Here is a 25,558-nt window from a genome sequence, read left to right on the forward strand (position 1 = left end):
TCCATCATTCATCAACCAGGGGATTTCATGAAGAAACTAGTGTTTTGCTTGTTGCTGGGATACGGCCTGCAAGCTTTGCCGGCAGCGGCCCAGGCTGCGCCTTCGCGGCTGGATGAAGTCATCAAATCGGGCAACCTGCGCGTCTGCATGACCGGCGACTACAAGCCTTTCACCTTCCAGAAAGCCGACAATAGCTTCGAAGGCATCGATGTCGACCTCGCCAGGTCGCTGGCCAAGGCGCTCGGGGTGGAGGCGCGCTTTGTCAAAACCAGCTGGGGCAAGCTGAGCAGCGACTTCCTGGAAAAATGCGATATTGCCATGGGCGGCGTCTCGGTGACGCTGGAGCGGCAGAAGCTGGTCTCGTTTTCGGCGCCGCACATGGTGGACGGCAAATCCGCCATCGCCCGCTGCGCCGATGCCGCCAAATTCCAGTCGCTGGCGGCGATCGACCAACCCGGCACGCGCGCCATCGTCAATCCGGGCGGCACCAACGAACGCTTCGCCCGCGCCAACTACAAGCAGGCGCAACTGATCCTGCATCCGGACAATGTCACCATCTTCGAGCAGATCGTGCAAGGTAAGGCGGATGTCATGGTGACCGATGCCAGCGAAACCCTGTGGCAGGCCAAGCTGCATCCGCAGCTCTGCGCGATCCATCCGGAGCAGCCATTGCAGTTCTCGGAAAAGGCTTTCATGCTGCCGCGCGGCGATGTGCCGTTCAAGGAATTCGTCGATACCTGGATGCACCAGCTGAAGGCCACCGGCGATTATGACCGCGTGTTCAATCAGTGGCTGAAATAGTCATATCGCTTAACTCTGGGGACGCCGCAGGAAAGCCAGGGCCAGGCCGAAACCGACCATCATGGCGCCGCTGACGCGGTTGAGCCAGCGGAAGCGGCTGGCGCCGCCGCTCATGGCGCCGAGTCTGGCCCCTAGCATGGCGTAGATGGCGATCGCCACCAGTTCCAGCAGCAGGAAGGTGGCGCCAAGCACGATGAAGCTGGCGGCATATGCTGAACGGTCGACAAACTGCGGGAAAAACGCGGTGAAAATCAGGATCGCCTTGGGATTGCCGGCCGCTACCAGGAATTCCTGTTTTGCCAGGCGGCGCAGCTTGTCCGCAGCCGGCTCGGCAGCGGCGCCGGTATTGCCGGCGCTGGCGGTGAACTGCGCCGGCCCGGAGCGAAACAGCTTGATGCCCAGCCATACCAGATAAGCCGCACCGGCAAACTTGAGGGCCGTGAACAGCGCCTCTGAAGCCAGCAGCAATGCTCCCATGCCAAGACCGGCGATGGCGATCATGATCGCAAAGGCTAGCAGGCGACCAAAGGCGGCGATGATCGAACAGCTGACGCCGTCGCGGGCGCCGTTCGACAGCGACAGCACATTGTTCGGACCGAAGGCCATGTTCAGGGCGAAACAGGCGGGCAGGAAGAGCCAGAAATTTTGCAGCAGCATGGCAAGCACCAATTGATGAACGGGTTAAGCGTTTACCTTAGCAGATCCGCCGGCCGTCTTCAGCCAGCCCGGCCGCGCTAGCCTTGCTTGCTGACCGACTTCTGGGCGGCTTTGCTTTTCTTGATGGATTTCAGATGCGCCGCCACTGCGGTAGCCAGCTGCCGCGCCCAGAGGGAAACACCGCTGGCCGAGGGATGGAAACCGTCGGACGCCATCAGCGCGTGGTCGTTGATGTCAATCAGCATCGGCACCCGCGTCACACGCACGTGGTTGAGATCGGCCGGCAGGTTGAAAATCAATTGTTCCACGGTTTCATCGAGCGCCTTGGCTTTCAAGCCAAGCACATAGCGCAAGGGTTCCGGCAGCGCCGGGAAGGCGTGGATGGGCGGAATGCCGGAAATCACGATCAGGCGCGGCGCCAGGTGGGCTTGCAGAGCGCGCATCAGTTGCAGCAACTCCGCGCGATAGCGCTTGCAGGAGCGGAACGCCGTGGTGTCGTTGACGCCGAAGGCGATCAGCACGATATCGACCTGTTGCGAAGCGACCTGCGGCAGCATGGTCTTGAGTGCATCGCTCAGGGTGGCGCCGTTCTGCCCGACCGCCTGCCAGGTCACCGTACGCTGCAGGCGCAGCGACAGCGCCGCGGCGAACTGGCCGGTGATGGCTTCGTAATGGGTGGCGACGCCGACCCCCGCCACCGGCGATTCGCCGATCGTCAGCAATGCCAGCGGCCGCTGCTGCGGCTCGGGGCCGAGGCCGGTCGGGATCTGCGCCTGGCCGATGGTCGGTCCCATCGCTTCCGGCAGGCGTGGCGTAATGCGACGGGTGCGACGGCCTTGTATGATCAGCCATGGCAAGAGCGGTAATGCAATCAATTCCGGCAACCAGCGGCGCACTTCGTGTCTCCTTGGGTAGACCCCGTCAGGGATAAAACTGCTTTTATGCTTTTTGCTTAGCAGCAAGCAATTATAGAATTACTTGCGCCGAATTACTCGATCTTCAAACCTTTTAATTCCGGCTTGGCGGCCGGCGGCTTCAGTTTCAGGTCGGCCAGGGTTTCCAGCAGGATGCTGGCGATCGCCAGGTTGCGGTGAGTCTTGGAATTAGCAGGGATCACGTACCAGGGCGCGTGGTCAGCATCGGTGGCGCAGATCGCCTTGCCGAACAAATACTGATATTTGTCCCAGCTTTTGCGCTCCTCCAGGTCCTGCATATCGAATTTCCAGTGCTTGGCGGGATCGTCGATGCGTTCCTGCAGGCGGACGCGCTGCTCGTCTTTTGAAATATGCAACAGGCACTTGATGATGGTGGTGCCGGTTTCCGCCAGCATTCTTTCGAAATCGCGGATCTGGGCATAGCGGCGCTCGCATTCGGCCTCGTCGATCCAGTCATGCACCATGGTAATCAGCACGTCTTCGTAGTGGCTGCGGTTGAAGACCACGATCTCACCCTGCCGCGGCACTTGCTGATGCACCCGCCACAGATAGTCGTGGGCGCGTTCGATGGTGCTGGGCGCCTTGAAATCGGCGATCTGTATGCCCTGCGGATTGACCAGGTTGAACACCCCTTTGACGGTGCCGTCCTTGCCGCTTGTGTCTATGCCTTGCAATACCACCAATACCTTGTGCTGCTGGCCGGCGTACAGCATTTCCTGCAGCACGGCGATTTCCGCCGCCATTGCGACCACTTGTTCCTTGTCCTTGATCTTGTCGCCGCTGGATAGCGGTTTCTCGTCAGCGCCGGCATCCACGATCTTGATCTGTTTGCCGGCGCGGAATTGCTTGCATGCTTTCATTCGATTCTCCGATCAGTCAATTTTTTACGCTCGCTGCCAGTTTGCCGACGGCTACAGGATGCCGTGCAGATTGCCCAGCGCATGTTCGATCTTGATGCAGCTATCCATCTCGACCTGCAAGCCGGCGGCGCGCGCCTTGGCGGCGGCCGGCTCGTTGACGATGCCCAGCTGCATCCAGATGCAGCGGGCGGCGATCATGATTGCCTCGCCGACGATGGGTGGAATGTCTTCGGCCTTGCGAAAACAATCGACGATATCGATCTTCTGCTTATCCGCAGCCAGCGCCTTTGCCGCATCATAAAGATTGGCATAGCAAGGCTCTCCCAGGATGTGAGCGCCTACATGCATGGGATTGACCGGAATGATCCGGTAGCCGCGCTCCTGCATGTAGCGCGCCACGCCGTAGCTGGGACGCTCCGGTTTCGGCGACAGGCCGACGACGGCGATCACGGGATTGTTAGGGTTGTATTCTGGTTTGCTTGGCATAAGTTAGGCAAATAAGTTAGGCAAATAAGTTACGCAAATGAGTTAGACAGATGTGTCAGGCAATCTGCCGGTCGGTAAAAGGGACATCCGGAGAACATTGAGCGGCTTGCATCTGATCTTACTGCGCTTGCTGCTTTATCGCAGGCGCGAGCGGCGTATGGCGCCGCCCTCCCCTGCTCCGCCATTACTTGGCGAAGTAGCTGGCGTAAATCTTGTCGTAGCTGCCGTTGGCGTGCAAGGTTTTCAACGCGCTGTTGATCTGGGCCATCAGGGCGGTATCCGCCGGCCGTACCGCGATACCGTAATATTCTTTTTCAAACTTGTCGCTCTCGATCAGTTTGAAACCCTTGTCTTTATTGAATTTCAAATGATTGGCGACAGCGCCGTTGTCGCCGACCGCAGCATCGACGCCGCCGTTGTCCACTTCCTTCAGCAACAGCGGCAGGCTTTCAAAACGCACCAGGGCGTTGCTGGTCTTGCCCAGCATTTTCTGCATGATGGTGTCGGCGCTGGTGCCGGCGGTGACGCCGACGCGGTGCGCCTGTTTCAGGTCGTCGGGGCTGCTGATGTCTTTACCGGGCGAGACCAGGATTACCTGCTTGGCTTCGAAATACGGATCCGAGAACAGCATGCTTTGCTTGCGCTCGTCGGTGATAGTGACGCCGGAGGCGATGATGTCGATGTCGGCGTTGGCCAGGGTGGTGAATATGCCCTCCCACGGCGTGTTGACCCAGACGATCTTGAGGCCGGCCTGGTCCGCCACCGCCTGCATGATGTCGACGTCGAAACCGACGATCTTGCCGGCGGTATCGACCGAGCCGAACGGCGCAAACGCTGCGTTCATGCCGACCCGGTAGACTTTCGGCGCCGGCGGAGTATTGACCGGCTTTTCGCAAGCGCTCAGGCCGACGGCCAGCAGAGCGATGGCCAGGAAATGCAGAAAGCGGATCTTCATTTGTCTCCTCCATGTAATGCCGTGGATGTTCTCAGCGCGCGAGGCGTGATACATCTTAGCATGCAGGGTGGGCAGGCCTTTTTTGCCCCCTGTGCGGCTAGACAACAAATGATAAAGGGAATTGCCGCGGACAACAAAAAAGCAGCCGAAGCTGCTTTTTCTTGATGCCATCCGAAATACCGCAATATCGGAATACCGGATCAGCGTCCTTTTTGACGCAATTTTGCAATCGCCGCCAATTGTGCAATCGCCGCCGACAATTCGGACTGTGCTTTTGCGTAATCGATCAGGGATTCCTTGTTGCTCAGCGCTTCTTCAGCACGACGCTTGGCTTCGCTTGCCTTCGCTTCGTCCAGGTCGGCGCCGCGGATCGCAGTGTCGGCCAGCACGGTAACGTGGTGCGGCTGCACTTCCAGCAAACCGCCGGCAACGAACACGAACTCGTCATTTGCCTGGCCTGGCACCTTGATGCGTACGGCGCCCGGCTTGATGCGCGTGATCAGCGGCGTGTGGCGAGGATAAATCCCCAGCTCGCCCGACTCACCCGGCAACGCGACGAATTCAGCTTCGCCGGAGAAGATCATCTCTTCTGCGGAAACAACGTCTACGTGAATAGTGTTTGCCATCTTAAACCCTTTGTTGTCCATTGAATCAGCTACCGGCAAGCGCCGCCGCGTCATTCCCGCGAACGCGGGAATCCATCTTAGTGAAAATAATATTCAGTAAACCGGATCCCCGCGTTCGCGGGGATGACGCGACAAAACTTGCTTTAGCCGATCTTCTTGGCCTTTTCGATTGCTTCTTCGATCGTGCCGACCATGTAGAACGCTTGTTCCGGCAGGTGATCGAGTTCGCCGCTGGCGATCATCTTGAAGCCCTTGATCGTGTCCTTCAGCGAAACGTATTTACCTGGCGAACCGGTAAACACTTCAGCAACGTGGAAAGGCTGCGACAGGAAACGCTGCATCTTACGTGCGCGCGCGACCAGCAGCTTGTCTTCCGGAGCCAGTTCGTCCATACCCAGAATCGCGATAATGTCGCGCAATTCCTTGTAGCGCTGCAAGATACCTTGCACGGCACGGGCTGTTTCGTAGTGCTCCTGGCCGACCACTTGCGGATCCAGCTGGCGCGAAGTCGAATCCAGCGGGTCAACCGCAGGATAGATACCCAGCGAAGCGATATCACGCGACAACACAACGGTGGAGTCCAAGTGAGCAAAGGTGGTAGCAGGCGACGGGTCGGTCAAGTCATCCGCAGGAACGTAGACGGCCTGGATCGATGTGATCGAACCAGTTTTTGTCGAAGTAATACGTTCTTGCAGCTGGCCCATTTCCGAAGCCAGTGTAGGCTGGTAACCCACGGCGGAAGGCATACGGCCCAGCAGCGCGGAAACTTCAGTACCGGCCAGTGTGTAACGGTAGATGTTATCGACGAAGAACAGCACGTCTTTACCTTCGTCACGGAAGCCTTCAGCGATCGTCAGGCCGGTCAGCGCAACGCGCAGACGGTTACCTGGCGGTTCATTCATCTGGCCGTAAACCATCGCTACCTTGGATTTTTCCGGATTTTCCAGATCGACCACTTTAGCGTCAGCCATTTCGTGATAGAAGTCGTTACCTTCACGAGTACGCTCACCGACGCCGGCAAACACGGACAAGCCGCTGTGCGCCTTGGCGATGTTGTTGATCAGTTCCATCATGTTCACGGTCTTGCCCACACCCGCACCGCCGAACAGACCAACTTTACCGCCCTTGGCGAACGGGCAAACCAGGTCGATAACCTTGATGCCGGTTTCCAGCAGTTCTTGCGACGGCGACAGTTCGTCGTACGCAGGAGCCTTGCGGTGGATAGAGGCAGTGGTTTCGTGGCTTACCGGACCGCATTCGTCGATCGGGTTACCCAGCACGTCCATGATGCGGCCCAGTGTTGCTTTACCGGTCGGCACCATGATTGGCTGGCCTGTGTTCTTGATTGTCATGCCGCGGCGCAAACCGTCGGATGTACCCAGCGCAATGGTACGGACTACGCCGTCGCCCAGCTGTTGTTGTACTTCCAGCGTCAGTTCCGAGCCATCCATCTTCAAGGCGTCGTAAATCTTAGGCATCGCGTCACGTGGGAATTCAACGTCCACCACAGCGCCGATACACTGAACGATTTTGCCATCAGCCATTTTCGTTCCTTCAATATATAAAAATAAGTTTCTGTTAAGCGCGTAGCGCGCTAGACGGCAGCCGCACCGGCGACGATCTCGGACAATTCCTTGGTGATCGCAGCCTGACGCGTCTTGTTGTAGACCAGTTTCAATTCGCCGATCACGTTACCCGCGTTGTCGCTGGCCGACTTCATCGCCACCATGCGCGCCGATTGCTCGGACGCCATGTTTTCTGCGACAGCCTGATAAATCAGCGCTTCCACGTAACGCACCAGCAATTCATCGATGACGCTTTGCACATCCGGCTCGTAAATGTAGTCCCAGGAATGCGAACCTTCTTTATCAGCCTCAAGACGATCGCTCGACAGCGGCAGCAACTGCTGCAGCATCGGCTCTTGCTTCATCGTGTTGATGAACTTGGTGTACACCAGATAAACCGCGTCCAGGCGACCTTCCTGATAAGCGTCGAGCAGTACTTTGACTGGTCCGATCAGCTTGTCCAGATGCGGCGTATCGCCCAGTTGCACGGCATGCGCAACGACCTTGGCGCCGATCCGGTGCAGAAAACCCAGACCCTTGTTGCCGATCGCTACTGCCTGAACCTTGTTGCCTTGTCCTTCCAGCTCACGCAGTTTCGCGGTCAGCAAACGCAAGGAGTTGGTATTCATGCCGCCGCACAGACCTTTGTCGGTCGTTACAACGATGAAACCAACGTTCTTGGAGTTGTCCTGCTTCACCATGAACGGGTGCGTGTACTCTGGATTGGCTTGCGACAAGTTAGAAGCAATATTACGAATCTTGTCACTGTAGGGACGTGCCGCACGCATCCGGTCCTGCGCCTTGCGCATTTTGGATGCGGCGACCATTTCCATCGCCTTGGTGATCTTCTTCGTATTTTCTACGCTCTTGATCTTGCTGCGTATCTCTTTACCTGTAGCCATTCCGTGCTCCAGTTAAATTAAGCCACGAACGATTTTTTGAAATCAGCAACGGCGGTAGACAATGCAGCTTCACCATCTTTGTCGAGTTGCTTGGTTTCTTCGATCTTTTGCAGCAAAGGCGCGTGGCTGGTCTTCATGAAGCTATGCAGACCGCTCTCGAACGGCAGTACTTGCTTGACGTCAATGCTATCCAGGAAGCCCTTGTTGACCGCAAACAAAGTCACAGCCATCAGCGAGATCGACAACGGCGAGTATTGCGCTTGCTTCAACAGCTCGGTCACGCGTGCACCGCGGTCCAGCTGCTTGCGGGTCGCTTCGTCGAGGTCGGAAGCAAACTGCGCAAACGCAGCCAGTTCACGATACTGCGCCAAGTCGGTACGGATACCGCCGGACAGGTTCTTGATAACCTTGGTCTGAGCAGCGCCACCAACGCGCGACACCGAAATACCGGCGTTGATCGCAGGACGGATACCGGCGTTGAACAAGGAAGTTTCCAGGAAGATCTGACCGTCGGTAATCGAAATCACGTTGGTCGGAACGAAAGCAGAAACGTCGCCAGCCTGGGTTTCGATGATCGGCAAAGCAGTCAGCGAACCAGTCTTGCCCTTGACTTCACCTTTGGTGAAATCTTCGACGTACTTTTCGTTCACGCGTGCTGCGCGTTCCAGCAAACGGCTGTGCAGGTAGAACACGTCGCCAGGATAAGCTTCACGGCCTGGTGGACGGCGCAGCAGCAGCGATACCTGACGGTATGCAACAGCTTGCTTGGACAGATCGTCATACACGATCAGTGCGTCTTCACCACGGTCACGGAAATATTCGCCCATGGCGCAGCCGGAGTAGGCCGACAGGTATTGCATCGCAGCCGACTCGGAAGCCGATGCAGCAACAACGATGGTGTATTCCATGGCGCCGTGGGCTTCCAGCGAGCGCACGATGTTCTTGATCGACGATGCTTTTTGACCGATAGCAACATAGATACATGTCACGTCCTGGCCCTTTTGATTGATGATCGCATCGATCGCAACAGCGGTCTTACCGGTCTGGCGGTCGCCGATGATCAGTTCGCGCTGGCCGCGGCCGATAGGCACCATCGAATCGATCGACTTGATGCCGGTCTGCATTGGCTGCGAAACGGATTGACGGGCAATAACGCCCGGTGCGATCTTTTCGATCGGCGCTGTCAGCTTGGCGTTGACCGGACCTTTGCCGTCGATCGGCTGGCCCAGTGCGTTCACTACGCGGCCGCGCAGTTCAGGACCAATAGGCACTTCCAGGATGCGGCCGGTACATTTAACTGTATCGCCTTCGGAAATGTGTTCGAAGTCACCCAGAATAACGGCGCCGACAGAGTCGCGCTCGAGATTCAACGCGAGGCCGAATGTATTGCCTGGGAATTCCAGCATCTCACCTTGCATCACGTCAGACAGACCATGGATACGGCAGATACCGTCGGACACGGAAATAACCGTGCCTTGATTGCGAATTTCAGCGGTATCGCCAAGGCCTTGAATCCGGCTCTTGATCAGTTCGCTGATTTCAGACGCGTTGAGTTGCATATAAACTCCTAAAATTTTTCTCGTTGCTCGTTACGCAAATACGCAGGGGCCTCAGGCAGCCAAGGCAGCGTGCAGTTCCTGCAGCTTGGCACGTACCGAGGTGTCGAGCACTTCGTCACCGACTACTACGCGCACACCGCCGATCAGGGAGTTATCCACAGTTACCGACGGGTTCAGCTTGCGGCCGAATTTCTTTTCCAGCGTGGCGATCAGATCCTTCACCTGCGCTTCAGTCATTTCAAAAGCACTGGTGATCTCAGCATCGGCAGCGCCTTCTTGTGCGTTCTTCAGCACTTGAAATTGCTCGGCGATTTCCGGCAACGCCGTCAAACGACCGTTATCAACCAGCGTCGCGACGAAGTTCTTGACTTCGGCACTGGCCGACTGCGGCGATTTCAACAGCGCCAGAAACGTATCAGCTACTTGCTGATGCGAGACGGCAGGATTTTGCGCCAGCGCCTTGACTTCAGGATGGGACACTATTTGTCCCATTTCCGAAACCAGATTGGCCCAGGCTGTCAGATCTTGCGATTTGGCTACACGGAACAGCGCTTCTGCATAAGGGCGAGCAATCGTTGCAAGTTCTGCCATGATTACAGCTCTGTTTTCAGTTGGTTCAGCAAATCGGCATGAGCAGCAGAATTGACTTCACGCTTGAGTATCTGTTCGGCGCCTTTGACCGCGAGGGTCGCAACGTCGCCACGCAGAGCTTCGCGCGCTTTAGTCATTTGCTGTTCCGCTTCGGCCTTGGCGTTGGCGATGATGCGAGCAGCTTCTTCGGCAGCCGTTTTCTTGGCTTCGTCGACGATCTGCTGGCCGCGCTTTTCAGCTTCGCCAATACGCTTTTGACCTTCGTCGCGAGCGGTTGCCAGTTCTGCGGAAGCACGCTTCTCAGCGGCTGCCAGATCTGCCTTGCCGCGATCAGCGGCTGCCAGGCCGTCCGCAATCTTCTTGGCGCGCTCATCGAGCGCTTTTATCAACGGCGGCCAGATGAATTTCATCGTGAACAACGCGAGGATAAAGAAGACTACGAACTGCGCAAACAATGTTGCATTTAAGTTCATAGTAATTTCCTTCTCAGAATAACGTGGGCTGAAATGCTTTCAGCCGATTCGGTTACGCTCGATTAAATTACTTAGCGATGAACGGATTTGCGAATGCGAACAACATGGCGATACCAACACCGATCAGGAACGCAGCGTCGATCAGACCGGCCAGCAGGAACATCTTGGTTTGCAGAGTGTTCATCAGTTCTGGTTGACGTGCCGATGCTTCCAGGTACTTACCGCCCATGATCGCGATACCGATACAAGCACCGATAGCGCCCAAACCGATGATCAAACCACAAGCCAAAGCAACAAAAGACAGATCAGTCATGACAATTCCTTCAAAGTTAAGTGAATACAAAAATTAATACAAAAAATTAATACAAAAAACAGATCTAAAACCAAAACTACAAATTCACATCCGCTGCCGATGAGTGCTGCGTGTTAGTGAGCCTCATGTGCCTGGCCGATATACACCAGGGTCAGCATCATGAAAATAAACGCTTGCAACAACACGATCAGGATATGGAAGATCGCCCAGATCGAACCGGCAACCACGTGGCCGACAAAGCCAAACGCAGTGGCGGTGGAGCCCAGCAGCGCGATCAACAGGAACAACAGTTCACCGGCATACATGTTGCCGAACAGCCGCATCGCCAGCGATACGGTCTTGGCAGCAAATTCAATCAGGTTCAGCAGCAGGTTGGCTGGAGCCAGCCAGATGCCGAAAGGCGCCGCCACCAGTTCGTGCAGGAAACCGCCGAAACCCTTGATCTTGAAGCTGTAGTACAGCATCAGAACCAGCACGCCGAGGGCGATGCCCATGGTGCCGTTGAGGTCAGCGGTAGGGACCACGCGGTGATGCGAAATCAAGCCGTCCAGGCCGACAAATTTGAAGAAGGAAGAGAACATGTCGACCGGCAGGAAGTCCAGCGAGTTCATCAGGGCGACCCAGATGAACACGGTCAGCGCCAGCGGTGCGATGAAGCTGCGGTCGCCGTGGACGATGCCCTTGGCTTGGTCGTCGACCATCTCGACCACCATTTCAACGAAAGCCTGGAAGCGGCCCGGCACGCCGGCGGTCGCTTTGCGCGCGGCGACGTACATCAGCAGGCAGCCGATCACGCCGGCGAACAGCGACCAGAAAATCGTGTCGATATTGATAATCGAAAAATCGACGATCTTGGTTTGATGGCCGGTTGATAAATGTCCAAGGTGATGGACGATATATTCTGAGGGGGTTAGTGCTTCGCTTGGAGCTACGGTCATGATCGATGTCTAAAAAGTAAGATTATGTAACTTTTAAGTACCACGATGAAGCTGACGATAAATGCCGGCCAATTCAAATCGTGGTACAACCATACGACCGCCCCAAACAGCGCAATCGTTGTAGCAATTTTGACAAACTCGCCGATGAAAAAAGACATCGGATTGGCGCCACCTGGTTTGCGCGCGCTGATATAAAGACGGAGAGCAAACAGTCCATTGGGAACCGCGCAGCACACACCACCTAAAAGCGCGGAACAGAATCCGGATACGCCGGCTAGTAAACCTGCTATGCATGCCAGCACGGCCGTAGTAACAAATTGCATAAGCACGATGCGCAGCATACTGACCCAATAATGTGCGAAAAAGACTCGCTTAACAGAACGCGGTTGCAGTGTGGTGATGCAGCGCAGTTATCGTGCAACGATCACGCAGTTGCCACGCAGTTGCCAGTCTACGGCTGATTTAGAAGCCCGAGGATTATAAAGGCTGGGCGCGGCTTTCGTCAAACTTTTGCTGCCGAATCATAAGCTTATACAACAGGCGACGATGGATCCAATCGCTGCCGCTGGCCGGATATTTGGGACCAATCCAGAGATCTGGCGACATCGCAAATTTGCTACGGCGCACCAAATTCGTGAGTCCTGAAAATCCATCGACCTTCCCCTGCAGCTTTCTTTGTAACTTACTCTACACCTTTGAGACGAGTGATCAGACCGTCAAGTGTATCCAGATCGGAAAAGTCGATGATCAGCTGGCCGCGATTTTTTGCCGCCGTCTTGATTGTTACCTGAGTCGCGAGCAGATCCGACAACTCTTCTTCCAGCCGCGCGATGTCGCGCGATTTTTCCTTGTTCTTCGCTGGACGGTTCGCCGCTTCAGCTTCTGTCGTGGCGCGCACCACCAGCTTTTCGGTATCGCGCACAGACATGCGCTTGGCCACCACCTGGTTCGCCAGCGTGATCTGGGTGGCGGCATCAACCGCCAGCAGCGCCCGCGCGTGGCCCATGTCGATATCGCCGGCCATCAGCATGGTCTGCACCGGCTTGGCCAGGTTCAGCAGGCGCAGCAGGTTGGATACCGCGCTGCGCGAGCGCCCTACCGACACCGCTGCCTGCTCATGGGTGAAACTGAAATCTGTGATGAGGCGATGGATGCCCTGCGCCTCTTCCAGCGGATTCAGGTCTTCGCGCTGCATGTTTTCGATCAGCGCCATCGCCGCCGTGGTCTGGTCGTCGACATCCTTGACCAGCACCGGCACCTCGATCAGGCCAGCCATTTGCGCGGCCCGGAAGCGGCGCTCGCCGGCGATGATTTCATAGTGCTGGGCGCCGTTGTGCAAGGCGATCGGCCGCACCAGGATAGGCTGCAGCAAGCCCTGCTCCTTGATCGACGACGCCAGCTCCGCCAATGCGCCTTCATCCATGCGGGTACGCGGCTGGTATTTACCCGCCTGCATGACCGTCACCGTCAATACCGACGGTGCACCGGCCACTGTCGGCACCGCTTCAGTGATATCCGTCGATCCGCCCAGCAAGGCTTCGAGACCGCGACCCAGACCCTTTGATTTTTTCGTGACCATCTTTTCCTACCGTAGATTACTGACTACACGCTGGCAGCCTGTGGATAACTCAGTGGACAACTATGTGGGCAAGCCGGGAATAAACTGTGACTAAGCCCATGGATAACTTCTGTATTAACCGTGTATTACCGCTGTATTGGCTGTGTATTAGCTGTGACTAACTACATGCTCTTGATGCGTTCCACCATCTCGGCGCCAAAGGCGATATACGCCTGGGCACCCTTGGAAGCGGCATCGAAACTCACGCCCGGCATGCCGTACGACGGCGCTTCCGCCAGCCGCACATTGCGCGGGATCACAGTCTTGAACACCTTGTCGCCAAAATGCTTTTCCAGTTCTTCCGACACTTGTTGCGATAAAGTCATGCGCGGATCGAACATGACGCGCAGCAAGCCGATGATCTTCAGGTCCGGATTCAGGTTGGCGTGCACCTTCTTGATGGTGTTGACCAGGTCCGACAGACCTTCCAGCGCGTAGTATTCGCATTGCATCGGGATGATGACGCCGTTGGCGGCGCACAGGCCGTTCAGGGTCAACATCGACAAGGCCGGCGGACAATCGATCAGGATGAAGTCGTATTCCTCGGCAACCGTGGCGAAAGCATCCTTCAGGCGCTTCTCGCGGTTCTCCAGTTCGACCATTTCCACTTCGGCGCCGGCCAGTTCGCGATTCGCCGGCAAGACATCAAAGCCGCCGGTTTCCGAAGTCTTGCGCACCGACTTGATATCCGACATGCCCAGCAATACTTCATAAATCGAGGCAGTCAATGTGCCCTTGTTGATTCCGGCGCCCATGGTGGCGTTGCCTTGCGGGTCGAGATCGGCCAGCAGTACGCGCTGATTCAGTTGCGCAAGGCCGGCGGCCAGGTTCACGGCGGTGGTGGTTTTACCGACTCCGCCCTTTTGATTGGCGACACAAAATATTTTTGCCATGTAGTGGTCTGGTCGTCTTAATTGGTGGTTAACTTGATGCCAAAACCGATCAGGAACATTCCTGCGGCCCTGGAGGCGAATGCGGCGATACGGCGATTCTGTCCGAGGCGCTTAGCGGCAGTATTCCCGAGCAGTACCAGCAGACTACCGTAAATCAATGTGCAACTGGAAATGATTGCGCCCATGGCCAGGAAAGTCAGGCTGCCGCGATGCGCCGCCGGATCGATGAACAGGGGGAAAAACGCCATGTAAAAGATAATCGATTTCGGATTGACCAGCGTCACCAGGAAACCGCGGGTGAAATTGCCGCCGCTGGCCAAGCCGCTATCGCTCTCGACGCCGGCGTTGCCGTTCTTTTTAGCAAACAGCAATTTGCAGCCGAGGAAGGCCAGGTAGGCCGCGCCCAGATACTGCACGCCCTTGAACACCAGCGGATTGGCCGTCAGCAATGCCGCCACGCCGATCGCCGCCAGGAACATCAACACCGCATCGCCCAGCATGACGCCGAGCACGGAAGCAAAGCCGCCGCGCAGGCCGGCCTTGCCGGCACAGGTCAGGATGCAGAAAGTCCCTGCCCCGGGCAGCACCAGAAAGACTACGGTGGCGGCAATCAGCTGCCAGACGTCGGTAATGCCGAGGGTGTGAAAAAAGGCGCTCATGGTAATCCTGTTCCTGTTATTACTTGCTACGTTTGATAAAGATCAGATGCCGTTCCGCATCCAGCCCCGGCACCGCCAGCGGCTTTATGTCCGTTACTTGCCAGCCGGCCGGCAGGCGGGCGATTTCCTCATCCGGCTTGACGCCCTTGAGCGCGATGAACTGGCCGTCATCTGTCAGCAAATGCGCCGACCAGTTGATAAAATCGGCTAACTCAGCAAAAGCGCGCGAGGTGATCACATCGAATTTCTGCGCCACCTGCAGCTGCTCTACCCTGGCCGTATGGACGCTGACGTTGCTCAATCCCAATTCCGCTTTGACCTGGGTCAGGAATGCCGTTTTCTTGTGCACGGTGTCGATCATCGACACCCGCATCGCTGGCTTGGCTTTGCCGGCCCAGATCGCCAGGATCATGCCCGGCAAACCACCGCCGGCGCCGACATCCAGCACATTCTCGGCCGCCGCAAAGGCCGGCACCACCGCCAGCGAATCCAGCAGATGATGAGTCATCATCTGCGCCGGCTCGCGGATCGAGGTCAGGTTATAGACCTTGTTCCATTTCGCCAGCAAGTTCAGATAGGCCAGCAATTGCTGTTGCTGCTGCTGATCCAGCGCAATGCCTAATGTTTGTGCACCCTGCTGCAGGCTCGCTTCCAGCGACGCGGTCTGCGTTGAACTCATGCTGCCACTCCTTGATTATCCCGGCAATTACCTGGGCGGTCGTTGTTTTTCATGCAATGCGTTTTTTATCAGGCTGCCTTGTCATCTGCATTCAGACGCTTCATGCCCTTTTTCAGATGCACCAGCAGCAGCGACAAGGCAGCCGGCGTGACGCCGGAAATGCGTGAAGCCTGGCCGAAGGTTTCCGGCCGGTGCAGGTTGAGCTTCTGCCGCACTTCGATCGACAGGGCTTGCACTTCCATATAGTCGAGGTCGGCCGGCAGCTTGAGGTTTTCGTTGTGCTCGTGGCGCTCGACTTCGCGCGCCTGGCGGTCGATATAGCCGGCGTACTTGACCTGGATTTCGACCTGTTCCCTGACGCTGTCGTCCTCTACGCCTGGACCGCCAAGATCCTGGCCGTCGACACCCTTCAGCGTCATTAATTGATCATAAGTAACATTTGGCCGGCGCAACAGGTCGGCCAACGCGTATTCGCGCTCCATGGCCTTGCCCAGCAGGCGCTCGGCTTCGGCGTCGGCGACGAGGCGCGGATTCACCCACGTGGAACGCAGGCGCTCCATCTCGACGGCGACCGCTTCGCGCTTCTTCTCGAACTGCGCCCATTGGACGTCGCCGACACAGCCAAGCTGGCGGCCGATTTCGGTCAGGCGCAGGTCGGCGTTGTCTTCGCGCAGGCTCAGGCGGTACTCGGCGCGGCTGGTGAACATGCGATACGGCTCCTGCACGCCCTGGGTGATCAGGTCGTCGACCAGCACGCCCAGATAAGCTTCGTCGCGGCGCGGCGTCCAGGCATCGCGTTCCTGTGTCTGCAGGGCAGCGTTCAAGCCCGCCAACATGCCCTGCGCGGCGGCTTCTTCGTAACCGGTGGTGCCGTTGATCTGGCCGGCGAAGTACAAGCCTTGAATCTGTTTGGTTTCCAGCGAAGCCTTCAGACCGCGCGGATCGAAGTAGTCGTATTCGATGGCGTAGCCGGGACGCAGGATGTGCGCGTTCTCCAGGCCACGCATAGAGTGCACTAGCGCCAGCTGCACATCGAACGGCAAGCTTGTCGAAATACCATTAGGGTAAAACTCGTTGGTAGTCAGCCCTTCCGGCTCCAGGAAGATCTGGTGTGAATCCTTGCCAGCGAAACGATGGATCTTGTCTTCGATCGACGGGCAGTAACGCGGCCCTACCCCTTCGATAACGCCGGTGTACATCGGGCTGCGGTCCAGGCCGGCGCGGATGATATCGTGGGTTTGCTGGTTGGTATGGGTGATCCAGCATGGCAGTTGCTGCGGGTGCATGGCGGCATTGCCCATGACCGAAAATACCGGCACTGGATCAAGATCGCCCGGTTGCGGCTCCATCACGGAAAAATCGATGGTACGGCCGTCGATGCGCGGCGGTGTCCCGGTCTTCAGGCGCCCTTGCGGCAGCTTCAATTCCTTCAGGCGCGCCGACAGAGAAATCGCAGGCGGATCGCCGGCACGGCCGGCGGAATAGTTATTGAGGCCGACGTGGATCTTACCATCCAGGAAAGTACCGGCGGTCAGCACCACTGCCCGACTGCGGAACTGGATGCCGACCTGAGTCACGGCGCCGACTACGCGGTCGCCTTCCACCAACAGATCATCCACGGCCTGCTGGAATAGCCAGAGATTTTCCTGGTTTTCCAGGCGCGAGCGGATGGCTTGCTTGTACAGGATGCGGTCGGCTTGCGCCCGGGTCGCCCGTACTGCAGGACCTTTGGAAGAATTCAGGATACGGAACTGGATACCCGCTTCATCGGTGGCGATTGCCATCGCACCGCCCATGGCATCGACTTCTTTCACAAGATGACCCTTGCCTATCCCACCAATCGACGGGTTGCACGACATCTGGCCCAGTGTTTCGATATTGTGTGTCAACAATAGCGTTTTTTGGCCCATGCGGGCGGATGCCAGCGCGGCTTCGGTGCCGGCATGACCGCCGCCAACGACGATTACATCAAAATGTGTAGGAAAAAGCATAGTGCGCCTCTTGGAGACGATGAATAACGGTGAGCAGAGGGGTGATTATAAAGCATGCAGCCCTGCCATACATTCGTATGCCGGACATACAACAGATGTTTCACGTGGAACATATGAATATTGCGCGGCAAAAACAAAAGCGGCGATTGTTTCACGTGGAACAATCGCCGCTTTACTAGAAATTCCCAGTCTTACTTTAGGAACGCATCGTAGCCAGTTTTTAGAATCAACACCGATACCACGAATAAGAACAACTTCCTGACAAAGCCACTTCCATGTTTTAGCGCCAACCTGGTGCCTACCAAAGAACCGCCTACATTGCAGATAGCCATAATCAATCCAAGCTGCCAGATGATATGTCCGCTGTATCCAAACCAAAGCAAGGCTGCCAGGTTGGTTGCGACATTGATGACCTTGGATACAGCCGAGGCCGCCAGGAAATCGAAGCCGAAAAACCGCACAAACAGGAAAATCAGGAAGCTACCTGTACCAGGACCGAAAACACCGTCATAAAATCCGATGCCGCCGCCAATCAGCATCGCAAGCAGCTTTTCTTTTGAACCTGTATGCAGCGGTGCGTGGATGCTGCCGAAATCTTTCTTCTTCACCGTGTAGATAGCAACCGCCAGCAGGATAAAGGGTAAAGACTTGCGGATCGCTTCGGTCGGGATGTGGGTAACGGTATAAGCACCTAGGAAGGCAAACAGGAATGCCGCCCCCGCCGCCGGCAGTGCGGAGTTCCACGCTATCTTCACCCGTCGCGCAAAATTCACGGCAGCGGCGCCAGTACCAAAGATACCTGCCAGCTTATTGGTACCGAATATGGTTGCAGGGGTAGTATTCGGCAGCATCGCAAACAAGGCGGGAATCTGGATCAGCCCTCCTCCACCGACTACCGCATCAATCAAACCGGCAAGGAAACTGGCAAACGCCAAAATAAAAAAGTCAGGGAATAACTCAGGCATAGGATGTACTAGCAAAAATTGGAAGGCAGCCGGCAAGGGAGCATGGCTCAAGAAAACAGGCAATTCTACGTCCCGTCGGCTGCACTGGCTTATCCGACGGCTATGTTATTTCATCATAGCTATCCAAGTAATTCCGTCATCTCGCATGGCACGCGAAGATGAGTTCAGATAAGCAACATGCCGGACAAGATACCAGCTGCCTATTATTTAAGCAGATGGATCAGGCCAGCTGCCCAAAGAAACAGCCCGTACAAGACAAGCTATGTACGGGCGGCTGTTTGCTACCTGCAAACTAAACAACAAGAATCAATCGCCGCCGGATGATGATCGCCTGTTCAATGCGGCGGAAATCTCGCCCACTATCCCGCGCCGGAAAGCCAGCACGCAAACGATGAAGATGAAACCGGTGACGATAGTCACCGATTCGCCCAGTCCGCTAAACCATTCGATATGCGTCACCCCGGCCAGCCAGTTGCCGATATCGCCCAGCTTGTTTTCCAGCATGATGATGATCAGCGCACCGACAATCGGTCCGGTAATGGTACCCAGGCCGCCCACCAGAGTCATCAGCACCACCAGCCCGGACATGGTCCAGTGGACATCGGTCAGCGTTTCAAAACCCAGCACCACGGTCTTGGTGGAGCCGGCCAGGCCAGACAATGCGGCCGACAACACGAAGGCCAGCAGTTTGTAGCGGTTGACGTCATAGCCCAGGGAAATGGCGCGCGGCTCGTTTTCCTTGATGGCTTTCAACACCTGGCCGAAGGGAGAACTGACGGTGCGCATGATCAGGGCGAAGCCGGCCACCGCAATCGCCAGCACCACATAGTACAAAGTGAGGTCGTTGCCGAGGTCGATAAAGCCCAGCAAATGGCCGCGCGGCACGCCCTGCAAGCCATCCTCGCCGCCAGTGAAAGGCATTTGCAGACAGACGAAATACAGCATCTGCGCCAGCGCCAGGGTGATCATGGTGAAGTAGATCCCCTGCCGCCGGATCGCCAGGCTGCCCATCACCAGGCCGATCAACGCACCGGCAGCGGTGCCGGCCAGCAGTCCAAGCTCGGTCGGCAAGCCCAAGGTTTGCAAGGCGTAGCCAGTCACATAGCCAGCGCCGCCAAAAAATGCGGCATGTCCAAACGACAACAATCCGGTAAAACCGATCAGCAGATTGAAGGCACAGGCGAACAGTGCGAAGCAAATGATCTTCATCAGGAACACCGGATAGACGCCGAACGGCGCCGCCAGCGCAGCGGCCAGCAGCAAGCCGTAACCAATTTTCTTATTCATTGTGAGTGCTCCGTCTCTCATTTCTCTTTGCCGAACAGGCCGGCAGGCCGGATCATCAGCACGATCGCCATCACGATAAACACCACCGTGGCCGACGCTTCCGGATAGAACACCCGGGTCAGTCCCTCGATCACGCCCAGCGCCAGGCCGGTAACGATGGAGCCCATGATGGAGCCCATGCCGCCGATCACTACAACCGCGAAGACGACGATAATCAGGTTGGAACCCATCAGAGGCGAGACCTGGATCACCGGCGCCGCCAGCACCCCGGCAAAGGCCGCCAAAGCGACGCCGAAGCCATAGGTCAAGGTCACCATCAGCGGCACGTTGACACCAAAGGCTTCCACCAGTTTCGGATTCTCGGTGCCGGCGCGCAGGTAAGCGCCAAGCTTGGTCTTCTCGATCACGAACCAGGTAGCGAAACACACCGTCAGCGAGGCCAGCACCACCCAGGCGCGGTAATTCGGCAGCACCATGAAGCCGAGGTCGGTAGCGCCGCTCAGTGCATCAGGCACCGAATACGGCTGCCCTGAGACGCCGTAGAACGAGCGGAAGATACCCTCCACCATCAAGGTGATGCCGAAGGTCAGCAGCAAGCCATACAGGTGATCCAGCTTGTACAGCCAGCGCAGCATGGTCTTCTCGATGATGACGCCGAACAGGCCCACCAGCAGCGGCGCCAGGGCCAGCATCACCCAGTAGTTGAGGTTGAAATAGGTCAGCCCGATCCAGGCCAGGAAGGCGCCCATCATGTACAGCGCGCCGTGGGCGAAGTTGATCACGTTGAGCAGGCCGAAGATCACCGCCAGGCCCAGCGACAGCATCGCATAGAAGGAGCCGTTGACCAGTCCCAGCAATAGCTGGCTCATCAAGGCTTGCAAGGGAATGCCGAAAATTTCCATGGCAATATCATCTAAAAATCACTCGTGCGAGTGAAGAACAATCAAACAGCGCAAGGGCGCGCGGATCTCCGCAAAGATCCACGCACGCATAGAACTGGCTAGGCCAGGCACAGTGCTCAAAAAATCAGCGCGCCATCACTTCCACAGCGCGCACTTGCTCTCGGCCTTCTGCGTGAAAGCCTGCTCGCCCGGAATGGTCTCGATCTTGTTCAGATAGTCCCAAGGATATTTCGAATCGGCCGGCGCCTTGACCTGGTACAGCATCATGTCGTGCACCACGCGGCCGTCAGGACGCAGATAGGCGTTCTTCGCGTACATGTCGTTGAACTTGCTCTTGCGCAGCTGCGCCATGACCTTGTCGCCGTCATCGGTGCCGATGGCTTTGACCGCGGTCAGGTATTGCATCGCCGCCGAGTAGTCCCCTGCCTGCAGGCTGGAAGGTTCTTTTTTCATCTTTTCAAAATAGCGTTTCGCCCAAGTGCGCGACTCCGCATTCTGATCCCAGTACCAGCTGTCGGTCAGGTACATGCCCTGCGTCTGCTTCAGGGTCAGCGAATGGATATCGTTGATGAACACCAGCAGGCCGGCCAGCTTGGCGTTCTTGGTGACGCCGAATTCATTGGCCGCCTTGACTGCATTGATCAGGTCGCCGCCGGCGTTGGCCAGGCCGATGATCTGCGCCTTGGACGATTGCGCCTGCAGCATGAACGAAGAGAAATCAGAGGCGTTGAGCGGATGCTTGACCGAGCCCAGTACGGTGCCGCCGGAAGACTTCACCACTGCGGTGGTGTCTTTTTCCAGCGAAGCGCCGAAGGCATAGTCGGCGGTGATGAAGTACCAGCTCTTGCCGCCCTGCTTCACCACCTGCGAACCGGTGCCATGCGCCAGCGCGTAGGTATCGTAGGCATAGTGCACAGTGTACGGCGTGCATTCCTCATTGGTCAGGCGGGTGCTGCCAGCGCCGATTTCAAAGAACGGCTTTTTCTTTTCCGCCGCGATCTTCGCCATCGCCAGCGCGGTGCCGGAGTTGGTGCCGCCGATCAGCATGTCCAGCCCTTGCTGGTCGAACCATTCGCGCGCCTTGCTCGAAGCAATGTCCGCCTTGTTCTGATGGTCAGCCACGATCAGTTCGATCTTCTTGCCGTTGATGCTGCCGCCCATGTCGGCGATCGCCATCTTGATCGCTTCCGCGCCGCCAGGACCGTCGATATCCGAATACACGCTCGACATGTCGGTGATGAAACCGATCTTGACGACGTCGCCTGAAATCTGCGCCGACGCCGGCAGCGCCGCGCCGAAAGCGATTGTGCCGCCCACTGCAACAGCCAAGGTCTTTAATTTGATATTCATTGTCTCTTCTCCATTTTTGAACGACCAGTTATCCCGCAAGCTACACGCAGGACCTCCCTTACCCAGACCTACACACCTAGCAAAGCATTCAACACCGGCATTTTTTCTTCCAGCTGAGATGAGGCAAAAGATTCGACGATCTGGCCATGCTCCATCACATAAAAACGATCGGCTAAAGGCGCGGCGAAACGGAAGTTCTGCTCCACCATCACGATCGTATACCCCTTGGCTTTCAGGGTAGTGATCATGCGCGCCAGCGCCTGCACGATCACCGGCGCCAGGCCTTCGGAAATTTCGTCCAGCAGCAGCAGCCGCGCGCCTGTGCGCAGGATGCGCGCCACCGCCAGCATCTGCTGCTCGCCGCCCGAAAGACGTGTGCCCTGGCTGTTCCTGCGCTCTTTCAGATTGGGGAACATGTCGTAGATTTCTTCCACCGACATACCCTTTTCCGTGCTCGACAAGGATGGCGGCAACAGCAGGTTTTCTTCCGTCGACAGGGACGAAAAAATGCCCCGCTCTTCGGGGCAATAACCAACGCCATGGTGGGCGATCTTATAGGTCGGCAGCGCGATGGTTTCGACGCCGCCGATCTTGATCGAGCCCTTGCGCGCACCGGTGAGACCCATGATCGCCCGCATAGTGGTAGTGCGGCCGGCGCCGTTGCGGCCCAGCAGCGTCACCACCTCGCCCTTGTGCACGCTCAGGTTGACGTTGTGCAGGATGTGCGATTCGCCGTACCAGGCTTGCAGGTTCTCGATGCTGAGCGCGATGGCGCCCTGCGCGGCTGGTGCTGCGGCCGGCGATGAGGAATGAACAGCAGACATCAATGCGCTCCCACCAGTGCGTCGGTGGTGGTGCCCATATAGGCTTCCATCACCAGCGGATTCTTCGATACCTCTTCATAGCGGCCTTCGGCCAGCATGGCGCCGCGCTGCAGTACGCTGATCTTGTCGCAGATGCCGGACACCACATTCATGTTGTGCTCCACCATCAGGATGGTGCGCCCGGCAGAGACCTTCTTGATCAGCGCCGTGACGCGGTCCACGTCCTCGTGGCCCATGCCCTGGGTCGGCTCATCCAGCAGCATCAGCTCCGGCTCCATGCCCAGCGTGGTGGCGATTTCCAGCGCCCGCTTGCGGCCATACGGCAGGTCGACGGTGAGAGTGTCGGCGAACTCGGTCAGGTCGACTTCCGCCAGCAACTCCATGGCGCGCTGGTTCAGCTGCGCCAGCGACTTGCCGCTTTTCCAGAAGTGGTAAGACGTGCCGAGCGTGCGCTGCAAGCCGATACGGACGTTCTCCATCACGCTCAGGTGGGGAAACACCGCGGATATCTGGAAGGAACGGATAATGCCCTGGCGCGCGATCTGGGCCGGCGCATCAGAGGTGATGTCGCGGCCATTGAAAAGGATCTGGCCGGAAGTCGGAATCAGGAATTTGGTCAGCAGATTGAAGCAGGTCGTCTTGCCGGCGCCGTTAGGGCCGATCAAGGCGTGGATATGGCCACGTTCTACCTGCAGGTTGACGGCATTGACGGCCGTAAACCCCCTGAACTCCTTCGTCAGGTTTTTTGTCTCCAAGATGATGTCGGTCATCTGGTCTCCCATTGATGTTGCTTTATTCGGAACATCCCGCGCTGATAGATGATATGGCAATCACCTTATCAGCCTTATATTTTTTACGGATACTACCGGTGCCGCTCTGACGGGGCAATACGTAGAAATACTATACAAAAACTGAGCAGAAAATCAGCTATGTTTTATAAAATAATTACAAAATAATTTAAAACACACAATAAACCACAGATCAGGAACGGCTTTCCCTGATGAATTTTGCCGCCATTTCGGCAATCATCAAGGTCGGCGAATTGGTGTTGCCGGAAGTAATGGTCGGCATCACTGAGGCGTCGACCACGCGCAAGCCCGCCACTCCCCTGACCCGTAACTTGCTGTCGACTACCGCCAGAGGGTCGTCCGCACGTCCCATCTTGCAGGTTCCTACCGGATGAAAAATCGTGGTGCCGACTTCGCCGGCGGCCTTGATCAAATCCTCCTCGGTACGATACTGCAAGCCCGGCTTGAATTCTTCCGGCGCAAAGGGCCTTAAAGCCGGCGCCGCGGCGATTTTTCGGGTCAGCAGTACCGATGCCGCCGCAACTTTGCGGTCTTCTTCCGTCGCCAGGTAATTCAAGGTGATCCTTGGCGCTTTTTCTGCATCGCCGGAAGCAATCCGCACATGGCCGCGCGAGCTCGGCCGCAGATTGCAGACACTGGCTGTGAAGGCTGGAAAATCGTGTAAAGGATCGCCGAATTTTTCCAGCGACAAGGGCTGCACGTGATACTCCAGGTTGGCGCTAGCTTGCGCCGCATCCGACTTGGCGAATGCGCCCAGCTGAGACGGCGCCATCGACATCGGCCCGCTTTGCGTCAGCAGGTATTGCAAGCCTATCTTCGCCTTGCCAAGCCAGCTGTTGCTCATCGTATTCAGGGTCTGCACCCCGCTGACCTTGAACGCCATGCGGATCTGCAAATGGTCTTGCAGGTTTTCGCCGACGCCCGGGGTATCCTGCAGCACAGGGATCTGATGCTGCTGCAATAAAGCGGCCGGACCGATGCCGGACATTTGCAAGATCTGCGGCGAGCCGACAGCACCCGCGCTCAGCAAGGTTTCGCGGCTGGCCTCTGCGCTCCACTGCTTGCCGCCGCCGGAAAATTCCACGCCCTTGCAGACCAGTCCCAGCTCGCCGCGCTCAAGCAGCAAGCGTTTCACCTGGCAACCGGTCATGATCTCCAGGTTGCCGCGCCCGGTCGCCCCGCGCAAGAAAGCCTTGGATGCATTCCAGCGAATGCCGCGCTTTTGATTGACGTCGAAATAGCCGCAACCCTCATTATCGCCGCGGTTGAAATCATCGGTTTTAGGAATGCCGCTTTCCGCCGCCGCATCGCGGAATGCATCCAGGATTTTCCATGACAAACGCTGCTTTTCCACCCGCCATTCGCCGCCGGCGCCGTGGAATTCGCTGGCGCCGTTGTAGTGGTCCTCGCTCTTCTTGAACAGCGGCAGCACATGCTCCCAGCGCCACGATTCATCGCCCGTCAGCTGCGCCCATTGCTCATAATCGCGAGCCTGGCCGCGCATGTAGATCATGCCGTTGATCGAGGAACTGCCGCCCAGCACTTTCCCGCGCGGATACAGCAGGCTGCGGCCATTCAGGCCGGCATCCGGCTCGGTCCGGTACAGCCAGTCAGTGCGCGGATTATTGATGCAATACAGATAGCCGACTGGAATATGGATCCAGATGTAATCGTCTTTTGCACCCGCTTCAATCAGCAGCACCTTGACTGAACTATCCTGTGTCAAACGATTCGCCAGCACGCAGCCGGCGGTCCCCGCACCGATGATGATGTAGTCGTACTTGCCAGCTGATTCCATGCGTCTCTTTCTATTTTTTGATCGTTGCAAAAATCATTTCAGTTCATGCCATCATGGCTGCAGGCAGCGATAAAACATCGCTCCCTGCAGCCACAAAATAAACAATAATATTATTTATATGA

Annotated in this window: 27 protein-coding genes; 1 reads left to right on the forward strand and 26 read right to left on the reverse strand. The window is 57.0% G+C overall.

What is annotated here, in order from left to right:
* The first annotated feature begins 27 nt into the window (after nt 1-27).
* Entirely contained in the window at nt 28-801 is a 774-nt protein-coding gene (locus tag BCF11_RS10140) for a transporter substrate-binding domain-containing protein (RefSeq protein WP_098494636.1), read from the forward strand.
* A gap of 9 nt (nt 802-810) precedes the next feature.
* On the opposite strand, the gene BCF11_RS10145 is transcribed toward BCF11_RS10140, so the two are convergent.
* The 26 genes from BCF11_RS10145 to BCF11_RS10270 all read right to left on the reverse strand — a co-directional run bounded on the left by BCF11_RS10145 (nt 811) and on the right by BCF11_RS10270 (nt 25,436).
* Complete coding sequence (locus tag BCF11_RS10145) at nt 811-1,458, reverse strand: LysE family translocator (RefSeq protein ID WP_098494637.1); 648 nt, start codon at nt 1,456-1,458, stop codon at nt 811-813.
* Between the two features lie 77 nt (nt 1,459-1,535).
* Nucleotides 1,536-2,354: an SGNH/GDSL hydrolase family protein gene (locus BCF11_RS10150; RefSeq protein WP_199110815.1), complete on the reverse strand. Its 819-nt coding sequence runs from the start codon at nt 2,352-2,354 to the stop codon at nt 1,536-1,538.
* Between the two features lie 92 nt (nt 2,355-2,446).
* On the reverse strand, nt 2,447-3,253 hold the full coding sequence (locus tag BCF11_RS10155) for a PPK2 family polyphosphate kinase (protein ID WP_098494639.1): 807 nt from the start codon (nt 3,251-3,253) through the stop codon (nt 2,447-2,449).
* Nucleotides 3,254-3,304: 51 nt separating this feature from the next.
* On the reverse strand, nt 3,305-3,739 hold the full coding sequence (locus BCF11_RS10160; protein WP_098494640.1) for a CoA-binding protein: 435 nt from the start codon (nt 3,737-3,739) through the stop codon (nt 3,305-3,307).
* Between the two features lie 184 nt (nt 3,740-3,923).
* Nucleotides 3,924-4,694 carry a basic amino acid ABC transporter substrate-binding protein gene (locus tag BCF11_RS10165; protein ID WP_098494641.1) on the reverse strand — a complete coding sequence of 257 codons (771 nt, stop codon included), beginning with the start codon at nt 4,692-4,694 and terminating at the stop codon, nt 3,924-3,926.
* A 200-nt stretch (nt 4,695-4,894) separates the two neighbouring features.
* Complete coding sequence (locus tag BCF11_RS10170) at nt 4,895-5,320, reverse strand: F0F1 ATP synthase subunit epsilon (RefSeq protein ID WP_098494642.1); 426 nt, start codon at nt 5,318-5,320, stop codon at nt 4,895-4,897.
* Nucleotides 5,321-5,463: 143 nt separating this feature from the next.
* Nucleotides 5,464-6,864 carry a F0F1 ATP synthase subunit beta gene (atpD, locus tag BCF11_RS10175; protein WP_014008363.1) on the reverse strand — a complete coding sequence of 467 codons (1,401 nt, stop codon included), beginning with the start codon at nt 6,862-6,864 and terminating at the stop codon, nt 5,464-5,466.
* Between the two features lie 50 nt (nt 6,865-6,914).
* A complete protein-coding gene (gene atpG / locus BCF11_RS10180; RefSeq protein WP_092413168.1) occupies nt 6,915-7,787 on the reverse strand; it encodes a F0F1 ATP synthase subunit gamma in 873 nt (290 codons plus the stop codon).
* 17 nt (nt 7,788-7,804) lie between these two features.
* A complete protein-coding gene (atpA, locus tag BCF11_RS10185; protein WP_098494643.1) occupies nt 7,805-9,346 on the reverse strand; it encodes a F0F1 ATP synthase subunit alpha in 1,542 nt (513 codons plus the stop codon).
* 51 nt (nt 9,347-9,397) lie between these two features.
* A complete protein-coding gene (locus BCF11_RS10190; RefSeq protein WP_098494644.1) occupies nt 9,398-9,937 on the reverse strand; it encodes a F0F1 ATP synthase subunit delta in 540 nt (179 codons plus the stop codon).
* Between the two features lie 2 nt (nt 9,938-9,939).
* Nucleotides 9,940-10,410 carry a F0F1 ATP synthase subunit B gene (locus BCF11_RS10195; RefSeq protein ID WP_061945542.1) on the reverse strand — a complete coding sequence of 157 codons (471 nt, stop codon included), beginning with the start codon at nt 10,408-10,410 and terminating at the stop codon, nt 9,940-9,942.
* A 67-nt stretch (nt 10,411-10,477) separates the two neighbouring features.
* The gene (atpE, locus tag BCF11_RS10200) at nt 10,478-10,723 is read right to left on the reverse strand and encodes a F0F1 ATP synthase subunit C (protein WP_011872763.1); all 246 of its coding nucleotides are present in this window, start codon (nt 10,721-10,723) and stop codon (nt 10,478-10,480) included.
* Nucleotides 10,724-10,836: 113 nt separating this feature from the next.
* Nucleotides 10,837-11,661, reverse strand: a complete 825-nt coding sequence (atpB, locus tag BCF11_RS10205; RefSeq protein WP_098494645.1) for a F0F1 ATP synthase subunit A — start codon at nt 11,659-11,661, stop codon at nt 10,837-10,839.
* On the reverse strand, nt 11,658-12,002 hold the full coding sequence (locus BCF11_RS10210) for an ATP synthase subunit I (RefSeq protein WP_098494646.1): 345 nt from the start codon (nt 12,000-12,002) through the stop codon (nt 11,658-11,660). The genes atpB and BCF11_RS10210 overlap by 4 nt, the downstream gene beginning before the upstream one ends.
* A 341-nt stretch (nt 12,003-12,343) precedes the next feature.
* A complete protein-coding gene (locus BCF11_RS10215) occupies nt 12,344-13,240 on the reverse strand; it encodes a ParB/RepB/Spo0J family partition protein (protein WP_098494647.1) in 897 nt (298 codons plus the stop codon).
* Nucleotides 13,241-13,401: 161 nt separating this feature from the next.
* A complete protein-coding gene (locus tag BCF11_RS10220; RefSeq protein WP_098494648.1) occupies nt 13,402-14,172 on the reverse strand; it encodes a ParA family protein in 771 nt (256 codons plus the stop codon).
* 17 nt (nt 14,173-14,189) lie between these two features.
* Nucleotides 14,190-14,831, reverse strand: coding sequence for a leucine efflux protein LeuE (leuE, locus tag BCF11_RS10225; protein WP_098494649.1), 642 nt, complete (start codon nt 14,829-14,831; stop codon nt 14,190-14,192).
* 19 nt (nt 14,832-14,850) lie between these two features.
* The gene (rsmG, locus tag BCF11_RS10230) at nt 14,851-15,510 is read right to left on the reverse strand and encodes a 16S rRNA (guanine(527)-N(7))-methyltransferase RsmG (protein ID WP_098494650.1); all 660 of its coding nucleotides are present in this window, start codon (nt 15,508-15,510) and stop codon (nt 14,851-14,853) included.
* A gap of 68 nt (nt 15,511-15,578) precedes the next feature.
* Complete coding sequence (gene mnmG, locus BCF11_RS10235; RefSeq protein WP_098494651.1) at nt 15,579-17,501, reverse strand: tRNA uridine-5-carboxymethylaminomethyl(34) synthesis enzyme MnmG; 1,923 nt, start codon at nt 17,499-17,501, stop codon at nt 15,579-15,581.
* Between the two features lie 191 nt (nt 17,502-17,692).
* Nucleotides 17,693-18,466, reverse strand: coding sequence for a TSUP family transporter (locus tag BCF11_RS10240; protein ID WP_098497422.1), 774 nt, complete (start codon nt 18,464-18,466; stop codon nt 17,693-17,695).
* Nucleotides 18,467-18,772: 306 nt separating this feature from the next.
* Nucleotides 18,773-19,753 carry a branched-chain amino acid ABC transporter permease gene (locus BCF11_RS10245; protein ID WP_098494652.1) on the reverse strand — a complete coding sequence of 327 codons (981 nt, stop codon included), beginning with the start codon at nt 19,751-19,753 and terminating at the stop codon, nt 18,773-18,775.
* Nucleotides 19,754-19,770: 17 nt separating this feature from the next.
* Nucleotides 19,771-20,655, reverse strand: a complete 885-nt coding sequence (locus BCF11_RS10250) for a branched-chain amino acid ABC transporter permease (protein ID WP_098494653.1) — start codon at nt 20,653-20,655, stop codon at nt 19,771-19,773.
* Nucleotides 20,656-20,790: 135 nt separating this feature from the next.
* Entirely contained in the window at nt 20,791-21,999 is a 1,209-nt protein-coding gene (locus BCF11_RS10255) for an ABC transporter substrate-binding protein (RefSeq protein ID WP_098497423.1), read from the reverse strand.
* 74 nt (nt 22,000-22,073) lie between these two features.
* Nucleotides 22,074-22,829: an ABC transporter ATP-binding protein gene (locus BCF11_RS10260; protein WP_098494654.1), complete on the reverse strand. Its 756-nt coding sequence runs from the start codon at nt 22,827-22,829 to the stop codon at nt 22,074-22,076.
* Nucleotides 22,829-23,599 (reverse strand): ABC transporter ATP-binding protein, encoded by a 771-nt coding sequence (locus tag BCF11_RS10265; protein WP_098497424.1) that lies wholly within the window; start codon nt 23,597-23,599, stop codon nt 22,829-22,831. The genes BCF11_RS10260 and BCF11_RS10265 overlap by 1 nt, the downstream gene beginning before the upstream one ends.
* 211 nt (nt 23,600-23,810) lie before the next feature.
* Entirely contained in the window at nt 23,811-25,436 is a 1,626-nt protein-coding gene (locus tag BCF11_RS10270) for a GMC family oxidoreductase (RefSeq protein WP_098494655.1), read from the reverse strand.
* Between the last annotated feature and the right edge of the window lie 122 nt (nt 25,437-25,558).

It is taken from the genome of Collimonas sp. PA-H2 (assembly GCF_002564105.1).
Lineage (GTDB): Bacteria > Pseudomonadota > Gammaproteobacteria > Burkholderiales > Burkholderiaceae_D > Collimonas.

What these genes read in the sequence shown, in the direction of transcription:
- BCF11_RS10140 (WP_098494636.1), top strand. Translation starts at nt 28, where the DNA reads ATGAAGAAACTAGTGTTTTGCTTGTTGCTGGGATACGGCCTGCAAGCT.
- BCF11_RS10145 (WP_098494637.1), bottom strand. Translation starts at nt 1,458, where the DNA reads ATGCTGCTGCAAAATTTCTGGCTCTTCCTGCCCGCCTGTTTCGCCCTG.
- BCF11_RS10155 (WP_098494639.1), bottom strand. Translation starts at nt 3,253, where the DNA reads ATGAAAGCATGCAAGCAATTCCGCGCCGGCAAACAGATCAAGATCGTG.
- BCF11_RS10160 (WP_098494640.1), bottom strand. Translation starts at nt 3,739, where the DNA reads ATGCCAAGCAAACCAGAATACAACCCTAACAATCCCGTGATCGCCGTC.
- BCF11_RS10165 (WP_098494641.1), bottom strand. Translation starts at nt 4,694, where the DNA reads ATGAAGATCCGCTTTCTGCATTTCCTGGCCATCGCTCTGCTGGCCGTC.
- BCF11_RS10170 (WP_098494642.1), bottom strand. Translation starts at nt 5,320, where the DNA reads ATGGCAAACACTATTCACGTAGACGTTGTTTCCGCAGAAGAGATGATC.
- atpD (WP_014008363.1), bottom strand. Translation starts at nt 6,864, where the DNA reads ATGGCTGATGGCAAAATCGTTCAGTGTATCGGCGCTGTGGTGGACGTT.
- atpG (WP_092413168.1), bottom strand. Translation starts at nt 7,787, where the DNA reads ATGGCTACAGGTAAAGAGATACGCAGCAAGATCAAGAGCGTAGAAAAT.
- atpA (WP_098494643.1), bottom strand. Translation starts at nt 9,346, where the DNA reads ATGCAACTCAACGCGTCTGAAATCAGCGAACTGATCAAGAGCCGGATT.
- BCF11_RS10190 (WP_098494644.1), bottom strand. Translation starts at nt 9,937, where the DNA reads ATGGCAGAACTTGCAACGATTGCTCGCCCTTATGCAGAAGCGCTGTTC.
- BCF11_RS10195 (WP_061945542.1), bottom strand. Translation starts at nt 10,410, where the DNA reads ATGAACTTAAATGCAACATTGTTTGCGCAGTTCGTAGTCTTCTTTATC.
- atpE (WP_011872763.1), bottom strand. Translation starts at nt 10,723, where the DNA reads ATGACTGATCTGTCTTTTGTTGCTTTGGCTTGTGGTTTGATCATCGGT.
- atpB (WP_098494645.1), bottom strand. Translation starts at nt 11,661, where the DNA reads ATGACCGTAGCTCCAAGCGAAGCACTAACCCCCTCAGAATATATCGTC.
- BCF11_RS10210 (WP_098494646.1), bottom strand. Translation starts at nt 12,002, where the DNA reads ATGCTGCGCATCGTGCTTATGCAATTTGTTACTACGGCCGTGCTGGCA.
- BCF11_RS10215 (WP_098494647.1), bottom strand. Translation starts at nt 13,240, where the DNA reads ATGGTCACGAAAAAATCAAAGGGTCTGGGTCGCGGTCTCGAAGCCTTG.
- BCF11_RS10220 (WP_098494648.1), bottom strand. Translation starts at nt 14,172, where the DNA reads ATGGCAAAAATATTTTGTGTCGCCAATCAAAAGGGCGGAGTCGGTAAA.
- leuE (WP_098494649.1), bottom strand. Translation starts at nt 14,831, where the DNA reads ATGAGCGCCTTTTTTCACACCCTCGGCATTACCGACGTCTGGCAGCTG.
- rsmG (WP_098494650.1), bottom strand. Translation starts at nt 15,510, where the DNA reads ATGAGTTCAACGCAGACCGCGTCGCTGGAAGCGAGCCTGCAGCAGGGT.
- mnmG (WP_098494651.1), bottom strand. Translation starts at nt 17,501, where the DNA reads ATGCTTTTTCCTACACATTTTGATGTAATCGTCGTTGGCGGCGGTCAT.
- BCF11_RS10240 (WP_098497422.1), bottom strand. Translation starts at nt 18,466, where the DNA reads ATGCCTGAGTTATTCCCTGACTTTTTTATTTTGGCGTTTGCCAGTTTC.
- BCF11_RS10245 (WP_098494652.1), bottom strand. Translation starts at nt 19,753, where the DNA reads ATGAATAAGAAAATTGGTTACGGCTTGCTGCTGGCCGCTGCGCTGGCG.
- BCF11_RS10250 (WP_098494653.1), bottom strand. Translation starts at nt 20,655, where the DNA reads ATGGAAATTTTCGGCATTCCCTTGCAAGCCTTGATGAGCCAGCTATTG.
- BCF11_RS10260 (WP_098494654.1), bottom strand. Translation starts at nt 22,829, where the DNA reads ATGTCTGCTGTTCATTCCTCATCGCCGGCCGCAGCACCAGCCGCGCAG.
- BCF11_RS10265 (WP_098497424.1), bottom strand. Translation starts at nt 23,599, where the DNA reads ATGACCGACATCATCTTGGAGACAAAAAACCTGACGAAGGAGTTCAGG.
- BCF11_RS10270 (WP_098494655.1), bottom strand. Translation starts at nt 25,436, where the DNA reads ATGGAATCAGCTGGCAAGTACGACTACATCATCATCGGTGCGGGGACC.